Here is an 18,866-nt window from a genome sequence, read left to right as displayed (position 1 = left end):
GCCTGGTGAAAAGTGGTCCGGAAGAGCGCCTCATTGGCTTCCAGGGCTGTTTGCCAGGGTCCAGGCCGAAGGTGGCATGCGTGCCGATCAGGCGGCTGCGCAGGATACCGTCCAGGCCGGCGATTTCCAGCAGATCGGAGGCGCCCAGGGGGAGCCCGCCATAGGAAGTGATGAGATGGGCGGGGTCGATCGCCAGGACGACCACGCCGCCAAAGTTGCCATCAGGCTTCGAGATGCGCAAAGACATGGGCACGCGCCACTGGTGTGAAATCCGCCCCAGGACGGGATGGCCCATGTAGAGCACGTCCTCGCGGGCGGCGCGTTGCCGCGTGAAGAAATTGCGGTCGGCGTAGTTGACGTCGCTCGGGCCCTGCGTGCTGGTGACGATGGCGCCGGTTTCATCGACGATGCTCAGGATGGTGAAGGCATCGTCCCGGATCACGCGCGCCTGAGCCCAGCGCGTCAGATCCATGCGGCTGCCTTCGCGCCGGTATTCCAGGCGGGCAAAGGCGGCGACCTGCTCGGCTTCCTTCAGCGTGCGGGTGACTTGTTGTTCGAAGGCGATGGCCAGGCTGGCGTTGGAGCGCATGGCGGCCGCCACGGCCTGGGCGCGCTCGAAGGTTGTGCGTTGCAGGGTGGCGAGCCAGATCAGGGCGATGGCGACGGCGCAGACCAGCAGGATCAGCAACTGCAGGGGTGACAGGCAGGGCAACCGGCGCCCCGCCCGGCTGGAAGCCGAAGTCATGGTTGGGCTGCCCGGCTTGGCGGACAGAGTCATCGCAGGGGTCTCCCGTTTTTATCCGGCGCGGTCCGCGCCTCTTGTTCGCCCACAAAGTAACTGGACTTTACGGCCAGCCTTCGGGTTTGTCGAGCCATTGCATCCAGGCCGGAAAGATTTTTCCGGCCCGCGTGAACCGCCCTGGATGCGCCCGGCACCGTTCAGACCGCGAGGGGCGGATCGGCGCCCGGGCGCACCGCTGTGATATTCTTTTTGATTCCCTGTCCATCGCTGCCTGCGCCATGTCCGTCGATTATCTGAAACGCATTCTGACGTCCAAAGTCTATGACGTCGCACACGAGACCTCGCTGGACCTGGCGCCCCGAATTTCCAAGCGGATCGGCAACACCGTATTGCTCAAGCGCGAAGATACCCAACCGGTGTTCAGCTTCAAGCTGCGGGGGGCCTACAACAAGATGGCCCACCTCGGGGAAGAAGAACTGCGGCGCGGCGTCATCGCGGCTTCGGCCGGCAACCATGCCCAAGGGGTCGCGCTCTCGGCCAGCCGCCTGAAATGCCGGGCGGTGATCGTCATGCCGGTGACCACGCCCCAGGTCAAGATCGATGCGGTGCGCGCCCTGGGCGGCGACGTTGTGCTGTTTGGCGACAGCTTCACCGATGCCGCCGAGCACGCCGCCGAGCTGCAGAAGCGCGACGGCCTGACCTTCGTGCATCCCTTCGATGATCCCGACGTGATCGCGGGCCAGGGCACCGTGGGCATGGAAATCCTGCGCCAGCATCCCGGTCCCATCGACGCGGTCTTCGTCGCCATCGGCGGCGGCGGCCTGATTTCGGGGGTGGCGGCCTACATCAAGCAATTGCGCCCGGACATCAAAGTCATCGGGGTGCAGACGGTGGATTCCGACGCCATGGTGCGCAGTGTGCAGGCCGGGCGCCGGATCCGGCTGGCCGATGTGGGGCTGTTTTCCGACGGCACGGCGGTCAAGCAGGTGGGCCAGGAAACCTTCCGCCTGGTGCGCGAATACGTGGACGACTTCGTGACCGTGGATACCGATGCGATCTGCGCCGGAATCAAGGATGTCTTCCAGGACACCCGCAGCGTGCTGGAACCCGCCGGCGCCCTGGCGCTGGCCGGCGCCAAGCGCTATGCCGCCCAGAACAAATGGAAAGGCAAGACGCTGGTGGCCATCACCTGCGGCGCGAACATGAATTTCGATCGCTTGCGTTTCGTCGCCGAGCGCGCCGACGTCGGCGAAGCCCGCGAGGCCTTGTTCGCCATTACCCTGCCTGAAAAGCGCGGCAGCTTCCTGCGCCTGTGCGAAGCGGTGGGCCAGCGGGCCGTGACTGAATTCAACTACCGGATTTCCGATGCCGAGCAGGCGCACGTCTACGTCGGTCTGCAGATCCGCTCCGAGCCTGAAATCGAGAAACTGGCGGCGCATTTCCGCAAGCTGGACTTCCCCACGCTGGATCTGACCGGCAATGAGATGGCCAAGACCCACCTGCGCTACATGGTGGGCGGGCACTCGGGTCTGGCCGACAACGAAGTCCTGTACCGTTTCGAATTCCCCGAGCGGCCCGGCGCCCTGATGAAGTTCCTGGGCGCCATGAATCCGAACTGGAACATCAGCCTGTTTCATTACCGCAACCAGGGCGATGACTACGGACGGATTCTGGTGGGCATCCAGGTGCCGCCGGCCGACAAGAAGGCCTTCAAGGAATTCCTGTCCACGCTGGGCTATCCCTGCTGGAACGAAACCGATAACCCGGCCTACCGGCTGTTCCTGTAGCGCGGCGGGCCTGCGGCTCAGGCGGCGCGGGTCGAGGGTGATCCGGCGGCTGCCGGCGGCTCGGCGGGCGGGCACATGCGCGCCGCGGGGAAAAGAATACTGAAGACACTGCCTTCGCCCGGCGTGCTCTGGATGTCCAGCACGGCGTCGTGGCGCATGGCGACGTGCTTGGCGATGGCCAGGCCCAGGCCGGTGCCGCCCGTGGCCCGCGACCGGCCGCGGTCCGCCCGGAAGAACCGCTCTGTCAGGCGCGGAACGTCGGCTGGATCGATGCCGATGCCGGTGTCCTGGACACGGTAGGCCGCGCCGCCGTCCGGAGTCGGCTCCCAGATTACCGTGATGGCGCCGCCCGCCGGCGTGTAGCGCACGGCGTTGGTCAGCAGGTTGCCGATGGCCGAGGCCAGTTCGGTATCCTGGCCGCGGACGCGCAGCGTCTCGTCGAGCCGGATGTCGAACGCATGCTGTCCGCCCGACAGCGCCTGGGCCTGGGCCAGCGCGGTGCGCGCCAGAGCCGTGACGAAAACGGGGCCGCCTTCGCGATTGGGCGTCGACTCCAGCGAGGACAAGGTCAGCAGGTCGGACACCAGCGCATGCATGTTGCGGGCCTGCTGCGACATCAGTTCCAGGTAGTGGCCGCGCTGCGCGTCGGTCAGGGCGTTGCCGGGCATGTCCTGCAGTGTCTCGATGAACCCCGACAACACAGTCAGCGGGGTGCGCAGTTCGTGGGACACATTGGCCACGAAATCCTTGCGCGTGTTTTCCAGCCGCTCGATCTGGGTGATGTCGCGCGTCACCATCAGGAACTGGCCGACGCCGTAGGGGGCGAGGTGCAGCGACAGGGTGCGTGCCTGGCTGCTGCGGCCCAGGTGCAGGATCAGGGGATGGCTCCAGGCTTGCTGGTCGGCGTAGCGGGCGAATTCAGGCGCCCGCACGATATTGAGGATGCTGTGGCCGCGGTCGCGGTCGAGGTCCAGTCCCAGGTGGCTGGCCGCCGTCTGGTTGCACCACAGCAGGGATTTGTCCGGGGCCAGTGTCAGGGCGCCGTCGGGCAGCGCCTCGGCGGCCAGCAGGGCGCGATTGAAGTTCCGCGCACGATCTTGCAGGTCCAGGCGGTTCTGCTTGAGTTTGCGGTAGATGGGCGCCAGGATTTCGTCCCACGGACCGACCGAGGGCGGCGGCGGCTCGTCGATCGAGCAGACCCAGCGGGCGATGCGGGACAGTTGCAGGCCGCTGACGAGCACCATCAGCAGCAGGCCCAGGGCGAATAGGGCCCAGCCCGTGGCGGGGCCCAGCCAGGCGCCCAGCAGCCAGCCGCCGAGCGCCCAGAGCGCGATGGAAACAAGAGTCTTGCTCATGATGGATGTTTGGTGCTGAAACGGTAGCCCGCCCCGCGTGAAGTCTGGATCGTGCCTTCCAGGCCGGCGGGCGACAGGGCCTTGCGCAAGCGGCGGATATGGACGTCCACCGTGCGCTCCTCGACGAAGACGTGATCGCCCCAGACCTGATCCAGCAACTGGCTCCGGCTGTACACGCGCTCCGCATGCGTCATCAGGAAGTGTAGCAGGCGGAACTCCGTAGGCCCCATGGACAGCGGCTGGCCATGGCCGGATACGCGCCGGGAATCCGGCTCCAGCCGCAGTCCGCCCGCTTCGATGGGATCGGGCGTGTGCTGAGGCGACCGGCGGCGCAGCAGGGATTTGATGCGCGCCAGCAGTTCGCGCGGAGAAAAAGGCTTGGTGATGTAGTCGTCGGCCCCCGCTTCCAGGCCGTCGACCTTGTCCTGCTCGGCGCTGCGCGCGGTCAGCATGATCAGCGGGATCTCGCGGGTGCGGGCGTCGCCGCGCAGTTGCCGGGCCAGGCGAATGCCGGGTTGGTCGGGCAGCATCCAGTCCAGCAGGATCAGGTCGGGCCGCACCTGTTGGATCTGTTCCAGGGCCTGGCGCGCGTCCGGCGCCGTGCGTACGGTGTAGCCGGCGTGTTGCAGATTGATGGACAGCAGTTCCTGGATCGCGGGTTCGTCTTCGATGAGCAGGATGGTGGCGGGCATGGGGCAGATCTCGCAAGGAAGCGGGGCCCGTGCGGCCCGCGCCGTTCCGGGCGCGGGGGGCGCCGGCATGCAGTCATCATACGGTCACATTATTTCATTGATGTGACGTTGTCATATTGGGGGCAGCAAGCGGGCGTAGCCTGCGCAGCGTGGGGCCCTTTTTTGCCGCCGGGCCGTCCCAAGGCAAAAAGCGCCCCCTCGGGGGCAGCAAGCAGCCGCAGGCTGCGCAGCGTGGGGGCCTTTTACGGTGGTACGATACGCGGATCATGAGTACAACCGCACGTACATCCGCACCCGACGCCGGCCAGGAGCCGCAGACGCATTTCGGTTTCGAGACCGTCCAAGAAACGGAGAAGGCCCGCCGCGTGGCCGAGGTCTTTCATTCCGTGGCTTCGCGCTACGATGTGATGAACGACCTGATGTCGGTCGGGCTGCACCGCGTCTGGAAAGCGTTTACCATCGGCCGCGCCCAGGTGCGCCCGGGCATGCGGGTACTGGACATCGCCGGAGGCACCGGCGACTTGTCGAAGGCCTTCGCCCGCCGCGTCGGCCCCGAAGGCGAGGTCTGGCTGACCGACATCAACGACTCCATGCTGCGCGTGGGCCGGGACCGTCTGCTGGACCACGGCGTGGTCACGCCGGCGGCGGTCTGCGATGCCGAGTGCCTGCCGTTCCCCGACCGGTATTTCGACCGGGTCTCGGTGGCGTTCGGCTTGCGCAACATGACCCACAAGGATCGTGCCCTGGCCGAAATGCGCCGCGTGCTGAAACCGGGCGGCAAGCTGCTGGTGCTGGAATTCTCCCGCGTGACGCCCGCCCTGGCGCCCGCGTACGACTGGTACTCCTTCAATATCCTGCCGAAAATGGGTCAACTGGTCGCCGGCGACGAGGCCAGCTACCGTTACCTGGCCGAATCCATCCGTATGCATCCCGATCAGGACACCCTGGCCGGCATGATGCGCGAGGCCGGGCTCGACCGGGTGCAGTATTTCAACATGACGGCCGGCGTGGTCGCCCTGCACGAAGGCGTCCGGCTCGCCTGATCCGGCGCCACCGTTCCCGCTTTGCCGAACCGGGCCGCCCGAGGGCGGCTCTTCGCATGTCGTGTGCAAGCGGATGTTTCCTCCCTGCGGGCCGCTTCGATCTGTGGTAACTTTCACGTTCATTCAGCTTTATGTCAGGTTTCCGGGATACGCCCGGGCCTGCCCCCAGGAGACTCCATGAACCTTCGCCTCCCCCGCTGGGCCGCCGCCTCGGTGCTGCTGATGGCAGCATTGACCATGATGGCCGTGACCCAGGAAGCCGAAGCCCGCCGCATGGGCGGCGGCATGAGCTTCGGCCGCCAGTCCTCCAACGTCATCAAGCAGCGCCAGGCCGTCACGCCGCCGGCCGCCCAGACCACACAGCGCGCGGCCGCGCCGGCTGCGGGCGCCGCTGCGGGCACGGCTGCCGCGGGCGCTGCCAAGTCGGGCATGTCCCGCTGGCTGGGCCCCATCGCCGGCATCGCCGCCGGCCTGGGCATCGCCGCCCTGCTGTCCAGCCTGGGGCTGTCGGGGGCGTTCCTCGAATTCCTGTCCAGCGCGCTGCTGATCGGCCTGGTGATCTTTGCGGTCATGTTCCTGGTGCGTCGTCTGCGCGGGTCTCAGCGTCCGCTGGCCGGCGCCGCCGCAGGCGGGGCCGCGTCGGGCAACAGCTACCGCCAGTCGGCGTCGCAGAATGGGGGCTTCGATCTGTCCGGCAGCCGCCCGGCGCCTGCCCAGGCTGCGGCCGCCGCCCCGGTGATTGAATCCGCGCCCTCCGTCCAGGCCCATGATCCGTCCTGGTTCATTCCGGAAGGCTTCGATGTCCCGGCCTTCCTGGACCAGGCCAAGCAGCAGTTCACGCGCGTGCAATCCCTCTGGGATGCGGGCAACCGCGACAGTCTGCGCGAGTTCCTCACCGACGATCTGCTGACGGAAATCACGCCGCGCCTGCCCAGCCCCGAGGAAGGCAACCGCACCGACGTCGTGCTGCTGAATGCCGAGCTGCTGGGCATCGAGACCGTGGCCGGAGGCCATCTGGCCAGCGTGCGTTATTCCGGCATGCTGCGCGAATCGGCCGGGTCCGAGGCTTTCCACTTCGAGGAGGTCTGGAACCTGTACAAGGCCGATGGCGCCGGCTGGCTGCTGGCCGGCATCCAGCAGACCAACGCGCGCTGATCCGCAGCGCCGGCCCGGCTTGCCCCGTGCGGCCGCCGCCCCGGATTTCCGGGGCAGGCGGCCGTTTGCTTGAGGGCAGGGCGGTCTGTCCGGGCGCACGCGCGCGCGGCACAGGCGCGGGGCACAGGCATGGCCGCCGGACCGCCTGCCGGTGCGCAAAACCGGTAAACTGGCACTTGCGCCCGGCCCCTCAGGCCGGGCGAGTCCGCGCACTCAGGGCCTTCGTGTCCGGTTCCGTTGCCCATGATCATGCCCCTTCCCTTTCTCTTTCCCGCCCCGGCCGACGTCCTGCTCCGCGGCTTGAATGCGCTGTTGCGCCGCGAGCCCTGGGCGCGTGATCGGCTGGCGGCCCAGGCAGGCAAATCGCTGCGCCTGACGGCGGGCGAGCCCTGGACGCTGCAATGCGCGATTGCTTCCGACGGCACGCTGCAGGCCTGCGACCGCGCCGTGACGCCCGACGTGGTGCTCGCCATTCCGCCCGAACGCCGCCGCGACCTGCCGGGCGCCTGGCGCGCCGATGGCCTTGCGGGGGTCACAGGCCTGGCCCGCATCCAGGGGGATGCCGGGCTGGCGCACCTGGTGTCCGACCTGGCGCGCAGCCTGCGCTGGGATGTCGAGGACGACCTGTCACGCCTGGTGGGCGACGTGGCCGCCGTGCGGCTGACCCGGGGGGCGCGCGCGCTGGCGGACGGCCTGAGGCAGGCCGCGTCCCGGGCCGGGGACAACGTCACCGAGTACCTGGGCGAGGAGTCCGGCCTGGGCGTCCGGGGTGGGGATTTCCGGGCCTGGGCAGCGGCCCGCGAGGCGCTGGAAACCCGGCTGGAACGCCTCGATGCGCGGCTTCGCCGGTTGGAGAACAGGGCATGCTGACGTTTTTGCGATTGGCCTACATCCTGTGGATCAGCCTGCGTTACCGGCTCGACGAGCTGGTGTTGTCCGGCATCCAGCACCCCTGGGCGCATGCGCTGCTGAAAATCGTCTGCCTGGGGCGCCGTCCGCGCCGTGCGCGCGGCGAACGCCTGCGCCTGGCGCTGGAAACCCTGGGGCCGATCTACGTCAAGTTCGGCCAGGTTCTGTCCACGCGCCGCGACCTGGTGCCCCAGGACATTGCCGACGAACTGGCCCGGCTCCAGGATCGGGTGCCGCCGTTCCCGTCCGACCAGGCGGCCGACATCATCCGCGAATTTCTGGGCGACACCCCGCAGAATCTGTTTGCCGCGTTCGAGCGCGACCCCGTGGCCTCCGCATCCATCGCACAGGTGCATTTCGCCGTGCTGCACGATGGCCGAGAGGTGGCCGTCAAGGTGCTTCGCCCGGGGATGCGCGAGGCCATCGAGCGCGACCTGACCCTGTTGCGGGCCTTGGCGGGCCTGGTCGAGCGCCTGGCGCCCGACGGGCGGCGGCTCAAGCCGCGCGAGGTGGTGGCGGAATTCGACAAATACCTGCACGATGAGCTGGACTTGATCCGCGAAGCGGCGAACTGCAGCCAGTTGAGGCGCAATTTCGGTCCCGATACCGGCCGCGCCCACCTGCTGCGCGTGCCCGAGGTCGTCTGGGAATACTGCGCCAGCCAGGTCTTCACCATGGAACGCATGCGCGGCGTGCCGGTCAGCCAGGTCGGGCGTTTGCGCGCGCTGGGCGTGGACATCCCGCTGCTGGCCCGCCAGGGGGTCGAGATCTTCTTCATGCAGGTGTTCACGGACGGCTTCTTCCATGCCGACATGCACCCGGGCAATATCTACGTGTCCGACGATCCGGAATCCCTGGGGCGCTACATCGCGCTGGATTTCGGCATCGTCGGCTCCTTGTCCGAGTTCGACAAGAACTACCTGGCGCAAAACTTCCTCGCCTTCTTCCGGCGCGACTATCGCCGGGTCGCCCAGTTGCACATCGAATCGGGCTGGGTGCCGCCGACGACGCGCGAAGAAGAACTCGAGGGCGCCGTGCGCGCCGTCTGCGAACCCTATTTCGACCGGCCGCTTTCGGAGATCTCCCTGGGGCAGGTGCTGCTGCGATTGTTCCAGACCTCCCGGCGCTTCAACGTGGAAATCCAGCCTCAACTGGTCCTGCTGCAGAAAACCCTGCTCAACGTCGAGGGCATGGGGCGAGAGCTGGATCCGAACCTGGACCTGTGGCAGACGGCCAAGCCTTTCCTTGAAAAATGGATGCACCAGCGCGTGGGCCTGCGTGGCTTGCGCCAGCGCCTGGACCAAGAAGCCAGCCAGTGGGCGCAGATCCTGCCGCAGATTCCCCGCCTGGCCTACGCCCGGCTGAACCATCCCGATGCCGGGCCGGCCATGCGGGCCGAGCTCGAACGGTTGCGCCGCGCCCAGGACCGCTCCAATCGTCTGTTGGCCGTGCTTTGCGGCATCCTGGCGGTCGGCCTGGGGGTGGCGGTCTGGGCACTGACGCATGGAGGCGGCCTCTGATGGCGGCCGCCCGCTTCGAGGCCAAGATCCTCGACCGCGCAGCCTGTGAACACGCGGTGCGCGAGGGGCGTTTTCCGCGCCCGCTGGTATTCACCAACGGAGTGTTCGACATCCTGCATCGCGGGCACGTCACCTATCTGGACCAAGCCGCCCGGCTGGGGGCTTCGCTGATCGTGGGGGTGAATACGGACGCCTCCGTGCGGCGCCTGGGCAAGGGCGATGACCGGCCCCTGAACGGCCAGGACGACCGGGCCGCCCTGCTTGCCGCGCTGTCCTGTGTGGATGGGGTGGTGCTGTTTGCCGAGGATACGCCGCTGGAACTGATCCAGGCGCTGCGCCCCGACGTGATCGTCAAGGGCGGCGACTACGACATGGATGCGCTGCCTGAAACCGCCGTGGTGCGCGGCTGGGGCGGGCGGGCCGTGGCGATTCCGTTCGAGCACCAGCGCTCGACCACCGCGCTGCTGCGCAAGATCCGCGCCTGATCCCGCCTCAGAACTTGAACCGCGACCGCGCCGTGCCGCGCAGAGGCTTGGTGTAGGTGTCGAAGATCGTCACGGTGTCGAAGTTTGCCGCGCTGGTGCGCGTGATGCGGCACACCGTCATGATGGGATTGTGGCCGACGATGGCGACCAGGCGGCCGCCCACGGCCAACTGGTACTTGAGGGCGTCGGGCACCGAGGGCACGGAGCCGGTGATCAGGATGGCGTCGTATTCCGCCGTGCCCCAGCCGGCATGTGCATCGCCTGTTTCCAGGGCGACGTTGGTGATCTGGGCGCGGGCGAGATTGGCCTGGGCGAAGGCCGTCAGGCGGCTTTCGAGCTCGATGCTGGTGACCTGCTGGCACAGCCGCGACAGCAAGGCGGCCTGGTAGCCCGAACCCGTGCCGATTTCCAGCACGCAATCCGTGGACTGGAGCTGAAGCTCTTCGGCCAGCTTGGCCTCGACCTTGGGGGACAGCATGGTTTCACGCGTATCGACGCCATCGATCACCAGCGGCAATTCGGTATCCGCGAAAGCCAGGGCGCGCAGTTGCGGCGGGACGAAGCGTTCGCGGGGCACGTCGAAGACGGCCTGCAGCACGCGCTCATCCTGGACGTTCCAGGGGCGGATTTGCTGCTCGACCATATTGAAGCGGGCACGATCGGCGTCGGTGATGTCGTTGACGTTCATGTCGCGTAGGGGCACCTAGGGGTTGATCCGAGTCCGATTATAGGCCAGCCGTCCGCTGGATGGGCTTGAGCGGGATCAGTCCTGCGGGTCGGGCCAGAGGGCGTGGAAATGATGCACCGGCCCATGGCCGGAGCCGACTTGCAGCCGGTCGGCGGCGGCGATGGCGCGTTCCAGCCAGGCCTTGGCATGCCGGGCGGCCTCGGGCACGCCCGGGGCGCGCGGCAGCAGGGCGGCCAGCGCCGCCGACAACGTGCAGCCCGTGCCGTGGGTATTGCGCGTGTCGATGCGCCGCCCCGGCAATTCGATCAGACGGTCGCCGTCGTGCAGCAGATCGATGGTGTCGCGGCCAGGCAGATGGCCGCCCTTCAGGAAGACCCAGCGCTCGCCGTCGTCGGCCAGCAGCCGGCGCAGGCGTTCGGCGACGCGGCGCATGTCTTTCAGGTTGTCGACCGGGCTTTGTCCCAGCAGTACGCCGGCTTCCGGCAGATTTGGGGTGATGATGGTGGACAGCGGGATCAGGCCCTCGCGCAGCGCGTCCACGGCCTGGCGCTCGAGCAGGTGGTCGCCGCTCTTGGCGACCATCACGGGGTCCAGCACCAGGTGCGCCGGCCGCCAGTGGGCCAGCCGGTCGGCCACGACGCGGGTCACGCCCGCCTGGCCCAGCATGCCGATCTTCACGGCGTCCACGCGCACGTCGGCGAACAGCGTGTCGATCTGAGAGGCGACGAAATCCGGCGGCACCGGAGAAATGCCGGTGACCGCCTGGGTATTCTGCGCGGTCAGTGCGGCGACCACGGCCATGCCGTAGGCGCCCAGCGCGCTCATGGTCTTGACGTCGGCCAGGACGCCGGCTCCGCCCGAAGGGTCCACGCCGGCAATCGACAAAGTATTGGGAATCATCGCAGGCTCCGAGCGAATAGGAGATCGCCGGGGCTGAACGCCCCGGCCTGTGCGGTTGGAATCAGGCCGCCCGGGTCGAGGGCAGCAGGCCTTCGGCGGGCGAGCTGGGGTCGGCGTCGTAGTACTTGCGCTTGATGCGGCCGGCCAGATAGGCCTCGCGGCCGGCTTCCACCCCCAGACGCATGGCGCGCGCCATGCGGATCGGGTCGCGCGCACCGGCGATGGCGGTGTTCATCAGGATCGCATCGCAGCCCAGCTCCATGGCGATGGCGGCGTCCGAGGCGGTGCCCACGCCGGCGTCGACCAGCACGGGGACGCGGGCCTGGTCGATGATCAGGCGCAGGTTCCAGGGGTTGACGATGCCCATGCCCGAGCCGATCAAGGAGGCCAGCGGCATGACCGCCGCCACGCCGATGTCTTCGAGCATGCGGCATTGGATCGGGTCGTCGCTGCAGTACACCATGACCTGGAAGCCGTCAGCCACCAGGGTGCGGGCGGCGGCCAGGGTTTCGGGCATGTTGGGGAACAGATTGCCGGCATCGCCCAGGACTTCGAGCTTGACCAGGTTGTGGCCGTCCAGCAGTTCGCGCGCCAGGCGCAGCGTGCGCACGGCGTCGTCGGCCGTGTAGCAGCCGGCCGTGTTGGGCAGAATGGTATAGCGGTCCGGGGACAGGAAATCCAGCAGATTGGGTTCGCCCGGGTTCTGGCCGATATTGGTGCGGCGGATGGCGACGGTGACGATTTCCGTGCCGCTGGCTTCGATGGCCTCGCGGGTCTGCTCGAAATCGCGGTATTTTCCGGTGCCGACCAGCAAGCGTGAGTGGAAGACGCGGTCGGCGATGGTGAGGGTATCTGGGGTGGTCATGGTGGCAAGGATCGAAGCTGGGCGAATGGATCGGGCCGCCGTGGAGCGCGGCGGCCCATGTCGCAAGGATAATCCATTTGGCGGACCGGGGGCGGGCGGCGTCCCGGCCCGGATGCTCAGTGCAGGATGATGCCGCCGCCTTCTTCGACCTGCTGGTCGGATCCGGCCGCTTTCTTGCGGACGGGTTTCTTGGCCGCGGGTTTGGCTGCGGGAGCGGGCGCCTGCAGACGCGCAACCGAGCCCCGCGGGATGGCGTCCGCGCTGCCGCTGACGACGTCACCGTAGGCGATCTTGGCCTGGACGGTGCCGATCCGGATCGTGGCGACGCGCTCTTCGGCGGCGCCTAGCTGCTCGCCGGTGTCGGGGTCGATCAGCGCCTCGCCTTGCGCGTAGATGTCGTAGGTCTGGCCGCTCGCGGCCAGGCCCTGGCCCCGGTTGATGATGACCCGGCCGTTGGTCACGGCGACGACCTTGGGCGGGCTGACGACCTCGGAGATGTCGCCGATGATCTTGTCCAGAAAGCCGTCCAGGGCGGCGCTGAGCCTGTTGCCGCTGGAACTGAAGCGGCTGGAATCGGACCAGCGCACGGCGCGGGTGGCCGATTCGACCAGGGTGTAGCGCACGGAGGCGCGGGTCGAGGTCGAGACCTCGCGGTTGGTTTCTCCCGTCAGGTCGATGAATTCTTCCTTGACCTGGGTGGACACGCCCGCCTGGGTGAGGTTGACGATCAGCATGAAATCGGCGCCCAGGGCCTGGCCGAGCTTGCCGCGCTGCTCGTCGGAAACCTGGCCGCTTTCGAGCAGACTCATTTCCTGGCTGATGGCATCGTCGTTGTTGCGGTCCAGCACAGTGAAGCGGCCGCTCTTGACGAGCTTGTCGGTCAGCGCCTGGCGCAGCCGGTCGGCATTCGCGCTCTTGCGCAGACGACCGGTGGCGACGACGGCGATACTGTCGCGCTTGGCCTGGGGCGCTTTGGACTTGAACTCGATCTTTTCGACCGTGACCTCCAGATCGACCTCGCAGCCCTTGTTTTCGCAGGCTTGCCTGATGACCTTGTAGCCCTTGACCTTGCCCTGGCTGGTGACGCGGTTCTCGCTGCCGATGCCCGCCTCGATCGTGGTGCGCGACGCGCCCTCGCCCTCGATGTGGGCGCTGCCGCTGGCGGTCTTGGCCGCCCCCTTGCCGGGGGATTGGAGTTTGCCCTCCGTGCTCAGGCTGCTGTAGCCGGAAGTGATCTCGCCTTCGCCGGACTCTTTGATCGAGAGCGTGGCCTTGGGGCCGGCCGACCGGGTGGCGACGCGCGCGCCGGTCACCTGGCGCACGGCGTCGCCCAGGGCGGACTCAACGGCCTGTTCGTATGTATCGCCGTAGCCGTGGGCCTGGACGACGACTTCTTCGGCCTGTTGCGCCTGGACTGCGAACGGCCAGGCCAGCGTCAGGCACACGGTCAGTAGAAAGGTCTTCATCGCGGCTTACCAACTGACGGTCCGGTTGTCCCCGCGCTTCACGATGGGGTATTCGCCTTCCCAGTAGGCCAGGCCATCGTCCAGATTGGTCATGGTCAGTTGGAAGTAGTAATCGACCTGCTGCGTGCGGCTGCTGACGCGGTTGTTGCGCTGGATGATCTTGCCCGAGAGCGAGAAATCGGGGGCGATCACGCGGCCGTTCTTCTTGACGGTGCGCTGGTTGATCATCTTCGAGGATTTCAGTTGACGGGACTTGGCCGTCATTGCGTCTTCGGGGCCGTTCAGGCCGACGGCCGTGGTGACGATGAAGCGGCCGGAATTCAGCATGCTGATGCGGATCTTCTTGGTCAACTGGTCGGTGTCGATGCGTTGCGCGGTGTCGTTGACGATGTTGGAGACCGTCAGCACGTAGCGTGCGCCCTGGTTGGACTTGGGATGCACCATCAGCGGAGACGCCAGCATCTGGTTGACCAGTTCGGTGGCGGCGTTTTCGAAATCCTTGTAATCCAGACCCATCACGGCGACCTTGTCGTTTTTCATGTCGACGTAATGGGTGGGAGTGGCGCAGCCGGCCAGGGCCAGGCAAAGCGCGGAGACGGAGAGCAGGGCGCGAGTGTTCACGGATGTACCTCTGGGCATGATGAATGGAAGGGCGTGTCGTTCATTTCGAAGCCAGGATCTGGATGCTGGGCGCCGCCGCCGCATTGAGCGCGCGCACGTAGACGACGACCGGGGCTTTCTGCCCGGGCAGCGGCACTTCGATGTCGGCCTCGGTGCCGGGCAGTGTCAGCGTCAGGACGTTGTCCTTCGGATAGGGCACCTGCATCAGATGGAAGTCGTGCGGCAGCGTGATCCAGCCGCGCAGGTCGGCCTGGGTGGATGCCGCCTGGGCGACGGCGGCCGCCAGCCCCAGCCAGGGATTCTGGTCGTTCAGTTGCTTTTGCAACACGGTCTTGGCGGTTGCGCGGATGATCTCGCGCACCAGGATCGCATTGAAACGTGTCTTGAACTCGCCCTTGATGATGGTGTCCATGTTGGCCAGGGGCTGGCTTTTCTGGCGGCCCACGGCGATGTGCGGGTAGGCCGGGACGCCGTCTTCCATGATGGGCAGCGCGATGCCGGTGTAGTGCAGGGCGCCCGTCACCAGGAACAGCGGCAGGTCGATGCGCAACTCGCGCTTCGAGGCGGCCAGGCCGTTTTCGAACAGCACCCATACGGCAGGCTTCAGCGTCTTGGGCCTGCGCGCCGAGGCCAGGTCCGCCTTGACCTGGGCGTGATTGGTGAGCGCGAAGGCGCGCTCCAGGCTGGTTTTGGCCTTGTCGTAGTCGGCCTTGCCTTCGCCGTTGAGCAGGAAGTACAGGCCGTGCAGGTACAGCGCGGCCGGGTTGATGTAGCCGGCGTAGGGCGTCCATTGGCTGACGTCCACGCCGGCCTTTTCGAACGCCGCATCCGAACCGGCCAGGCTGCGGTTGACCAGGTCGGCGTTGTCGCCGGTTTCGACTTCGTCACGCTGCTTGGCGATTTCGGCCTCGAAGTGCTCTGCGGCGCGACGCTGGCGGTCGTCGACGCGGTTCCATTCGACCCGGGCGTTGGCGTAGTCGCCCTGCTGCCAGAAGTTCAGCGCCTTGTAGGTGTTCAGCATCACCGTGTCGTATACGTTGGGCGAATACGGCAGGGCGTTGTCGTTGGTCAGGACGGCGGCGACCTGCTGGCCGCCGCTGGCCACCACGTTGCGCGTGTCGTCGTCCTTCATCAGCGCTTCGGCGCCGTCGAGCATGCGGGTCGAACGTTCGCTGAGCGTGTTGTAGCGCAGCAGCGTGCCGGCCTCAAGCGCCCAGAGCAGGTCTTCGGGCTGGTCTTCCTTGTTCAGGTCGGATTCCGTGACTGCCCGTTCGGTGGCGGCGGGGATGTTGCCCGCCTGGAGTTCGAGTTTGAAGTTCCGCGTGGATTCCGGCGTGGCGCAGCCCGCCAGAACGGCGGCGGATATGCAGGTGATGAGTAGCCGCCTCATGTGCGTTGTCCCCTGGAGTGATTGGTTTTTTATTGATTGGATTTTGTGCGGCTTGCGGATCGAGCTCCCCGTGCCGGATCGGCAATTGTCACATAATGTTTTTGAATAAACAACAGATGTTTCCGTTGTTAGATAATGTATTCAACCAACTTATTTTTATATAAATCGTCGACTTCTGAGGGGAAAGTGGCGTCTTCCTGGGCGATTCCCAGGATGGGTGGTGTGACGCATGCGGCGCGCGCCTCGCCGGGCCGGAAGGGGTCTCAGGGCCGGCCGAGGCTGTCGCGCAAATCCGCACAGATCGCCTCGGCCGCATCGACCAGGCGCGGCCCGGGGCGATGCAGGTGGTCGGGGTCGATGGCGTAGATGCGGCCCGCGCGGGCCGCAGGCAGACCGTGCCGCACCCACCAGGCGGTGCGGGCCGCCAGGGTTTCACCGCCGTAGGGCGACATGATCAACACCCGCGGGTTCAGGTGCAGCACCGCTTCCACGCTGACCTGGGGGGCGGCCAGGGCGCTGTCTGCGTAAGGGTTGAGGCCGCCGCAGCGGGCCAGCAGATCGTTGGTCAAGGGGTCCTTGCCCAGGGTGTACAGCGGATCGGCGCTGATTTCGATGAAGACGGTTTGCGGCGGCGCCGCCGCCGGACGCAGGGCGCGGATGCGCCGCGCCAGATCGCGCGCGGCCGCATCGGCCGTGGCCTGGGTACCCAGGCGTTCGCCCAGCATGCGGACCAGGGCGGGGATGTCGTCCAGCGACTGCGGATCGGTGTAGATCAGAGGCACGCCCAGCGGGGCCAGGCGCCGCGCCAGGGACCGCGAACCATCGGACGGCTGCCAGCCGACCACCAGGGTCGGGTGCAGGGTCAGGATGGTTTCTTCGCTGAACTGGATGCCGTCGCCGATGCGCGGGATGGACAGCGCATCGGCGGGGTAGTCGCTGCGCAGGACCGTGCCGACGATATCCGCGCCCGCGCCGGCGGCATAGACCAGTTCCGTGGCGCTGGGCGCCAGGGTGACAATGCGGTGTGGGGCGCGCGGGGGCTGCGGCGTGACGGCCTCGCGGATGGCCGCGGCTTGTGTGGCGCCGGCCTCCGCAGGCGGGGCGGCCGCGCCGGTCATGCCGACCCAGGCGGCGCCCAGGACGAGGCCGAAAACGGCAGCCAAGCGCGTCAGGCGCCGCGGCCATCCGCCAAGGCCGCCCGCCCCCCGCCGTTTCATGCCTACATCCGCCAGGACAGATTGACGAACACGTTGGAGCCCGGCGTGTTGTAGCCGTCCACCAGCACGTAGTCCTTGTCCAGCACGTTGTTCCAGCGCACCTGCACGCCCAGCGATTTGCTGAAATCGTAGGCGGCGGTCAGGTTGACCAGGGAATAGCCGCCGAGGCGGGTCCGGTTGGCGGCGTCCGCGTAGCGGTTGCCCGTGTACTGGTATTCCGCGCCCAGCTTCAGGGCTTGGATGCGGTGCTCGGCGCCGAGATGGAAGACCTGCCGGGCGCGGTAGGGCAGGGTAGAGCCTTCTGCAGGAGTGAACCCCTTGGCCAGCTGGGGATCCTCATTGCGAGGATTGAGGAGGTCCGCGCTGGCGCGCAACGTCGTATTTCCGAACGTATGTTCAGCCGTCAGGGTCACGCCATGGATCGTAGCCGCGTCCAGATTGCGCATTGTGCCTTCGGTGAAAAAGGGCACGGGTTCGGTGACGTCGTAGATGATGAGATTGCGGATCCGGTTCTGATAGATCGCGGCTCGCAGAAGCGTATCGTCCGTCCGGTACTGGATGTGGGCTTCGATATTTCTTGATTTTTCCGGCTTCAGGCCTGGGTTGCCCGTGTAGGAACCGGTGGGGATGCCTCCCCACGTGTAAAGTTCGAATGGATAGTACAGGTCATTGAATGTGGGCGCGTGAAAGCCGGTGTTGCCGGCGATGCCGATTTGCCAAGCGTCCGTCAAGTCGAAGTCCAGCCCCAGGCTGCCCGTGGGCTGATTGCCGTAGCCGGAAATATTGTCGTTGCGCACGCTGGCCTGGGTGTGCAGACGGCGAATCCTGCCCTTGTAGATGAGTGCCGCCGCGTTTGTGTCGCGAGCGTCTTGGGCGTACCGGGTCGTTGATGCCTGGACCCGTTCTTCCTGCCGTTCCAGCAAAACGGATATTCGGTGGTTGGCATTCGGTTTGAAGGTATTGGTCCAACTGTAGTGCCTTTTGAGCGAATTGAACACGCTCGACGAGTCGCTGCGATTGTCGTTGTTGTCCTTGGTGAGGCCGAACCGCAGGTCGCTTTCCCACCAGTCCGTGATGGTGTCCGTGCTGGTCAGGCTGTAGGCTTGTTGTCGGTAGATGGCGTGAGTGTTCGGATACGGTGTGTATTCATTGTCGTAGTCGCCATCCGTATAGCCGTTGTAGGCCGTCAGGCCGATGCGGTGGCCTTCTGCCCAGCGGTAGCCTAGCGTGCCGGAAACGGCATGGCTGCGGTATCCATCTTTGTCCGGGTAGTAGCCGGCGATGGCGTTGTTGTTGGCCTTGCGCCGCCGCAAAGCATCAAACCCCTTGCTGGACGCCGCGCTCGTCGAAAGGCTGTAATCCCAGCCTTGAGCCGCGCCGGACAGGCCCAGGCTGGATTTGGCGGTTTCATACGTGCCGTAGCCCACGTTCGCCCAGGCGGACAGAGGGCGGTCCTGTCCGCCTTTCTTCGTGATGATGTTGACCACGCCGCCGATGGCGTCGGATCCGTACAGGCTGCTGGCGGCGCCGCGCAGGATTTCGATGCGTTCGACCATGGTCGGGTCGAGCGCGGGGAAATGGATGCTGCCTGCGGTCGAGCCATTGATCCGCATCCCGTCGATCAAGACCAGCGTATGGGCGGAATTCGCCCCGCGCAAAAACAGGCTGGTCACTGTTTGCGGACCGCCATTCGAGGTGAACTGCACCCCCGGCGCGCGTCCGATGATCTCGACCATGCTGTCGCCGCGCGCCTCGGTCAATTGATCCTGGCCGATGACGGTGACGTCGCCGACCACGTCGGCCAGGGATTCGGGGCTGCGGCTGGCCGTGACGACAATATCCCCCAGCGTCGGTACGGCGGTGCCGGGGGCGGTGGTGTGTTGGGCCGTGGCGGCCAGGGGGAACAGACAGCAGACGGCCGCAAGGCGGCGCGGGAAGGAAGCAGACATGACGAGGCCCTGTGTGGCGCGCGTCCCCGCACGCCGGAATGATCAACGCCTGCTGGCCGTGGAGGATCTGCCTGGATGGTCG

The 18,866-nt window shown here is 66.8% G+C and carries 16 protein-coding genes; 6 read left to right on the top strand and 10 right to left on the bottom strand.

Annotated features, from left to right (window positions below; translation table 11 throughout):
• Positions 1 to 1,020 precede the first annotated feature (1,020 nt).
• Positions 1,021 to 2,529, top strand: a complete 1,509-nt coding sequence (gene ilvA, locus ABRZ00_RS03530; RefSeq protein ID WP_368642795.1) for a threonine ammonia-lyase, biosynthetic — start codon at positions 1,021 to 1,023, stop codon at positions 2,527 to 2,529.
• A 17-nt stretch (positions 2,530 to 2,546) separates the two neighbouring features.
• On the opposite strand, the gene phoR is transcribed toward ilvA, so the two are convergent.
• Both phoR and phoB read right to left on the bottom strand, forming a co-directional pair.
• Complete coding sequence (gene phoR / locus ABRZ00_RS03525; RefSeq protein ID WP_368641106.1) at positions 2,547 to 3,884, bottom strand: phosphate regulon sensor histidine kinase PhoR; 1,338 nt, start codon at positions 3,882 to 3,884, stop codon at positions 2,547 to 2,549.
• Positions 3,881 to 4,576, bottom strand: a complete 696-nt coding sequence (gene phoB, locus ABRZ00_RS03520) for a phosphate regulon transcriptional regulator PhoB (RefSeq protein ID WP_368641107.1) — start codon at positions 4,574 to 4,576, stop codon at positions 3,881 to 3,883. Before phoB ends, phoR begins: the two co-directional genes overlap by 4 nt.
• A 266-nt stretch (positions 4,577 to 4,842) precedes the next feature.
• On the opposite strand from phoB, the gene ubiE reads away from it, so the two are divergent.
• The 5 genes from ubiE (at position 4,843) to rfaE2 (ending at position 9,688) form a co-directional block, all read left to right on the top strand.
• Positions 4,843 to 5,619, top strand: coding sequence for a bifunctional demethylmenaquinone methyltransferase/2-methoxy-6-polyprenyl-1,4-benzoquinol methylase UbiE (ubiE, locus tag ABRZ00_RS03515; protein ID WP_368641108.1), 777 nt, complete (start codon positions 4,843 to 4,845; stop codon positions 5,617 to 5,619).
• A gap of 177 nt (positions 5,620 to 5,796) precedes the next feature.
• Positions 5,797 to 6,774 (top strand): Tim44 domain-containing protein, encoded by a 978-nt coding sequence (locus ABRZ00_RS03510; RefSeq protein WP_368644442.1) that lies wholly within the window; start codon positions 5,797 to 5,799, stop codon positions 6,772 to 6,774.
• A gap of 243 nt (positions 6,775 to 7,017) precedes the next feature.
• Entirely contained in the window at positions 7,018 to 7,644 is a 627-nt protein-coding gene (locus ABRZ00_RS03505) for an SCP2 domain-containing protein (RefSeq protein WP_368644441.1), read from the top strand.
• Positions 7,638 to 9,203, top strand: a complete 1,566-nt coding sequence (gene ubiB, locus ABRZ00_RS03500; RefSeq protein ID WP_343838117.1) for a ubiquinone biosynthesis regulatory protein kinase UbiB — start codon at positions 7,638 to 7,640, stop codon at positions 9,201 to 9,203. The genes ABRZ00_RS03505 and ubiB overlap by 7 nt, the downstream gene beginning before the upstream one ends.
• Positions 9,203 to 9,688 carry a D-glycero-beta-D-manno-heptose 1-phosphate adenylyltransferase gene (gene rfaE2 / locus ABRZ00_RS03495; RefSeq protein WP_368641111.1) on the top strand — a complete coding sequence of 162 codons (486 nt, stop codon included), beginning with the start codon at positions 9,203 to 9,205 and terminating at the stop codon, positions 9,686 to 9,688. The genes ubiB and rfaE2 overlap by 1 nt, the downstream gene beginning before the upstream one ends.
• A gap of 7 nt (positions 9,689 to 9,695) precedes the next feature.
• Here the strand turns inward: rfaE2 and ABRZ00_RS03490 are convergent, their stop codons facing one another.
• The 8 genes from ABRZ00_RS03490 to ABRZ00_RS03455 all read right to left on the bottom strand — a co-directional run bounded on the left by ABRZ00_RS03490 (position 9,696) and on the right by ABRZ00_RS03455 (position 18,784).
• On the bottom strand, positions 9,696 to 10,376 hold the full coding sequence (locus ABRZ00_RS03490; protein WP_368642796.1) for a protein-L-isoaspartate O-methyltransferase: 681 nt from the start codon (positions 10,374 to 10,376) through the stop codon (positions 9,696 to 9,698).
• Positions 10,377 to 10,451: 75 nt separating this feature from the next.
• Complete coding sequence (gene thiD, locus ABRZ00_RS03485; RefSeq protein ID WP_368640141.1) at positions 10,452 to 11,276, bottom strand: bifunctional hydroxymethylpyrimidine kinase/phosphomethylpyrimidine kinase; 825 nt, start codon at positions 11,274 to 11,276, stop codon at positions 10,452 to 10,454.
• A gap of 61 nt (positions 11,277 to 11,337) precedes the next feature.
• Positions 11,338 to 12,141: a thiazole synthase gene (locus ABRZ00_RS03480; protein ID WP_343838125.1), complete on the bottom strand. Its 804-nt coding sequence runs from the start codon at positions 12,139 to 12,141 to the stop codon at positions 11,338 to 11,340.
• Positions 12,142 to 12,257: 116 nt separating this feature from the next.
• Complete coding sequence (locus ABRZ00_RS03475) at positions 12,258 to 13,607, bottom strand: CsgG/HfaB family protein (protein WP_368647833.1); 1,350 nt, start codon at positions 13,605 to 13,607, stop codon at positions 12,258 to 12,260.
• 6 nt (positions 13,608 to 13,613) lie between these two features.
• Entirely contained in the window at positions 13,614 to 14,228 is a 615-nt protein-coding gene (gene lpoB, locus ABRZ00_RS03470) for a penicillin-binding protein activator LpoB (protein WP_343838131.1), read from the bottom strand.
• A 40-nt stretch (positions 14,229 to 14,268) separates the two neighbouring features.
• Positions 14,269 to 15,618 (bottom strand): hypothetical protein, encoded by a 1,350-nt coding sequence (locus ABRZ00_RS03465; RefSeq protein WP_343838134.1) that lies wholly within the window; start codon positions 15,616 to 15,618, stop codon positions 14,269 to 14,271.
• 263 nt (positions 15,619 to 15,881) lie between these two features.
• On the bottom strand, positions 15,882 to 16,781 hold the full coding sequence (locus ABRZ00_RS03460) for a helical backbone metal receptor (RefSeq protein ID WP_368647832.1): 900 nt from the start codon (positions 16,779 to 16,781) through the stop codon (positions 15,882 to 15,884).
• 56 nt (positions 16,782 to 16,837) lie between these two features.
• Positions 16,838 to 18,784 (bottom strand): TonB-dependent receptor domain-containing protein, encoded by a 1,947-nt coding sequence (locus ABRZ00_RS03455; protein ID WP_368647831.1) that lies wholly within the window; start codon positions 18,782 to 18,784, stop codon positions 16,838 to 16,840.
• Positions 18,785 to 18,866 lie beyond the last annotated feature (82 nt).

It is taken from the genome of Castellaniella ginsengisoli, assembly GCF_040955415.1.
In the GTDB taxonomy this organism is placed as follows: domain Bacteria; phylum Pseudomonadota; class Gammaproteobacteria; order Burkholderiales; family Burkholderiaceae_B; genus Castellaniella; species Castellaniella ginsengisoli.
This window is presented reverse-complemented; position numbering and strand designations above follow the sequence as displayed.

What these genes read in the sequence shown, in the direction of transcription:
- ilvA (WP_368642795.1), top strand. Translation starts at nt 1,021, where the DNA reads ATGTCCGTCGATTATCTGAAACGCATTCTGACGTCCAAAGTCTATGAC.
- phoR (WP_368641106.1), bottom strand. Translation starts at nt 3,884, where the DNA reads ATGAGCAAGACTCTTGTTTCCATCGCGCTCTGGGCGCTCGGCGGCTGG.
- phoB (WP_368641107.1), bottom strand. Translation starts at nt 4,576, where the DNA reads ATGCCCGCCACCATCCTGCTCATCGAAGACGAACCCGCGATCCAGGAA.
- ubiE (WP_368641108.1), top strand. Translation starts at nt 4,843, where the DNA reads ATGAGTACAACCGCACGTACATCCGCACCCGACGCCGGCCAGGAGCCG.
- ABRZ00_RS03510 (WP_368644442.1), top strand. Translation starts at nt 5,797, where the DNA reads ATGAACCTTCGCCTCCCCCGCTGGGCCGCCGCCTCGGTGCTGCTGATG.
- ABRZ00_RS03505 (WP_368644441.1), top strand. Translation starts at nt 7,018, where the DNA reads ATGATCATGCCCCTTCCCTTTCTCTTTCCCGCCCCGGCCGACGTCCTG.
- ubiB (WP_343838117.1), top strand. Translation starts at nt 7,638, where the DNA reads ATGCTGACGTTTTTGCGATTGGCCTACATCCTGTGGATCAGCCTGCGT.
- rfaE2 (WP_368641111.1), top strand. Translation starts at nt 9,203, where the DNA reads ATGGCGGCCGCCCGCTTCGAGGCCAAGATCCTCGACCGCGCAGCCTGT.
- ABRZ00_RS03490 (WP_368642796.1), bottom strand. Translation starts at nt 10,376, where the DNA reads ATGAACGTCAACGACATCACCGACGCCGATCGTGCCCGCTTCAATATG.
- thiD (WP_368640141.1), bottom strand. Translation starts at nt 11,276, where the DNA reads ATGATTCCCAATACTTTGTCGATTGCCGGCGTGGACCCTTCGGGCGGA.
- ABRZ00_RS03480 (WP_343838125.1), bottom strand. Translation starts at nt 12,141, where the DNA reads ATGACCACCCCAGATACCCTCACCATCGCCGACCGCGTCTTCCACTCA.
- ABRZ00_RS03475 (WP_368647833.1), bottom strand. Translation starts at nt 13,607, where the DNA reads ATGAAGACCTTTCTACTGACCGTGTGCCTGACGCTGGCCTGGCCGTTC.
- ABRZ00_RS03465 (WP_343838134.1), bottom strand. Translation starts at nt 15,618, where the DNA reads ATGAGGCGGCTACTCATCACCTGCATATCCGCCGCCGTTCTGGCGGGC.
- ABRZ00_RS03455 (WP_368647831.1), bottom strand. Translation starts at nt 18,784, where the DNA reads ATGTCTGCTTCCTTCCCGCGCCGCCTTGCGGCCGTCTGCTGTCTGTTC.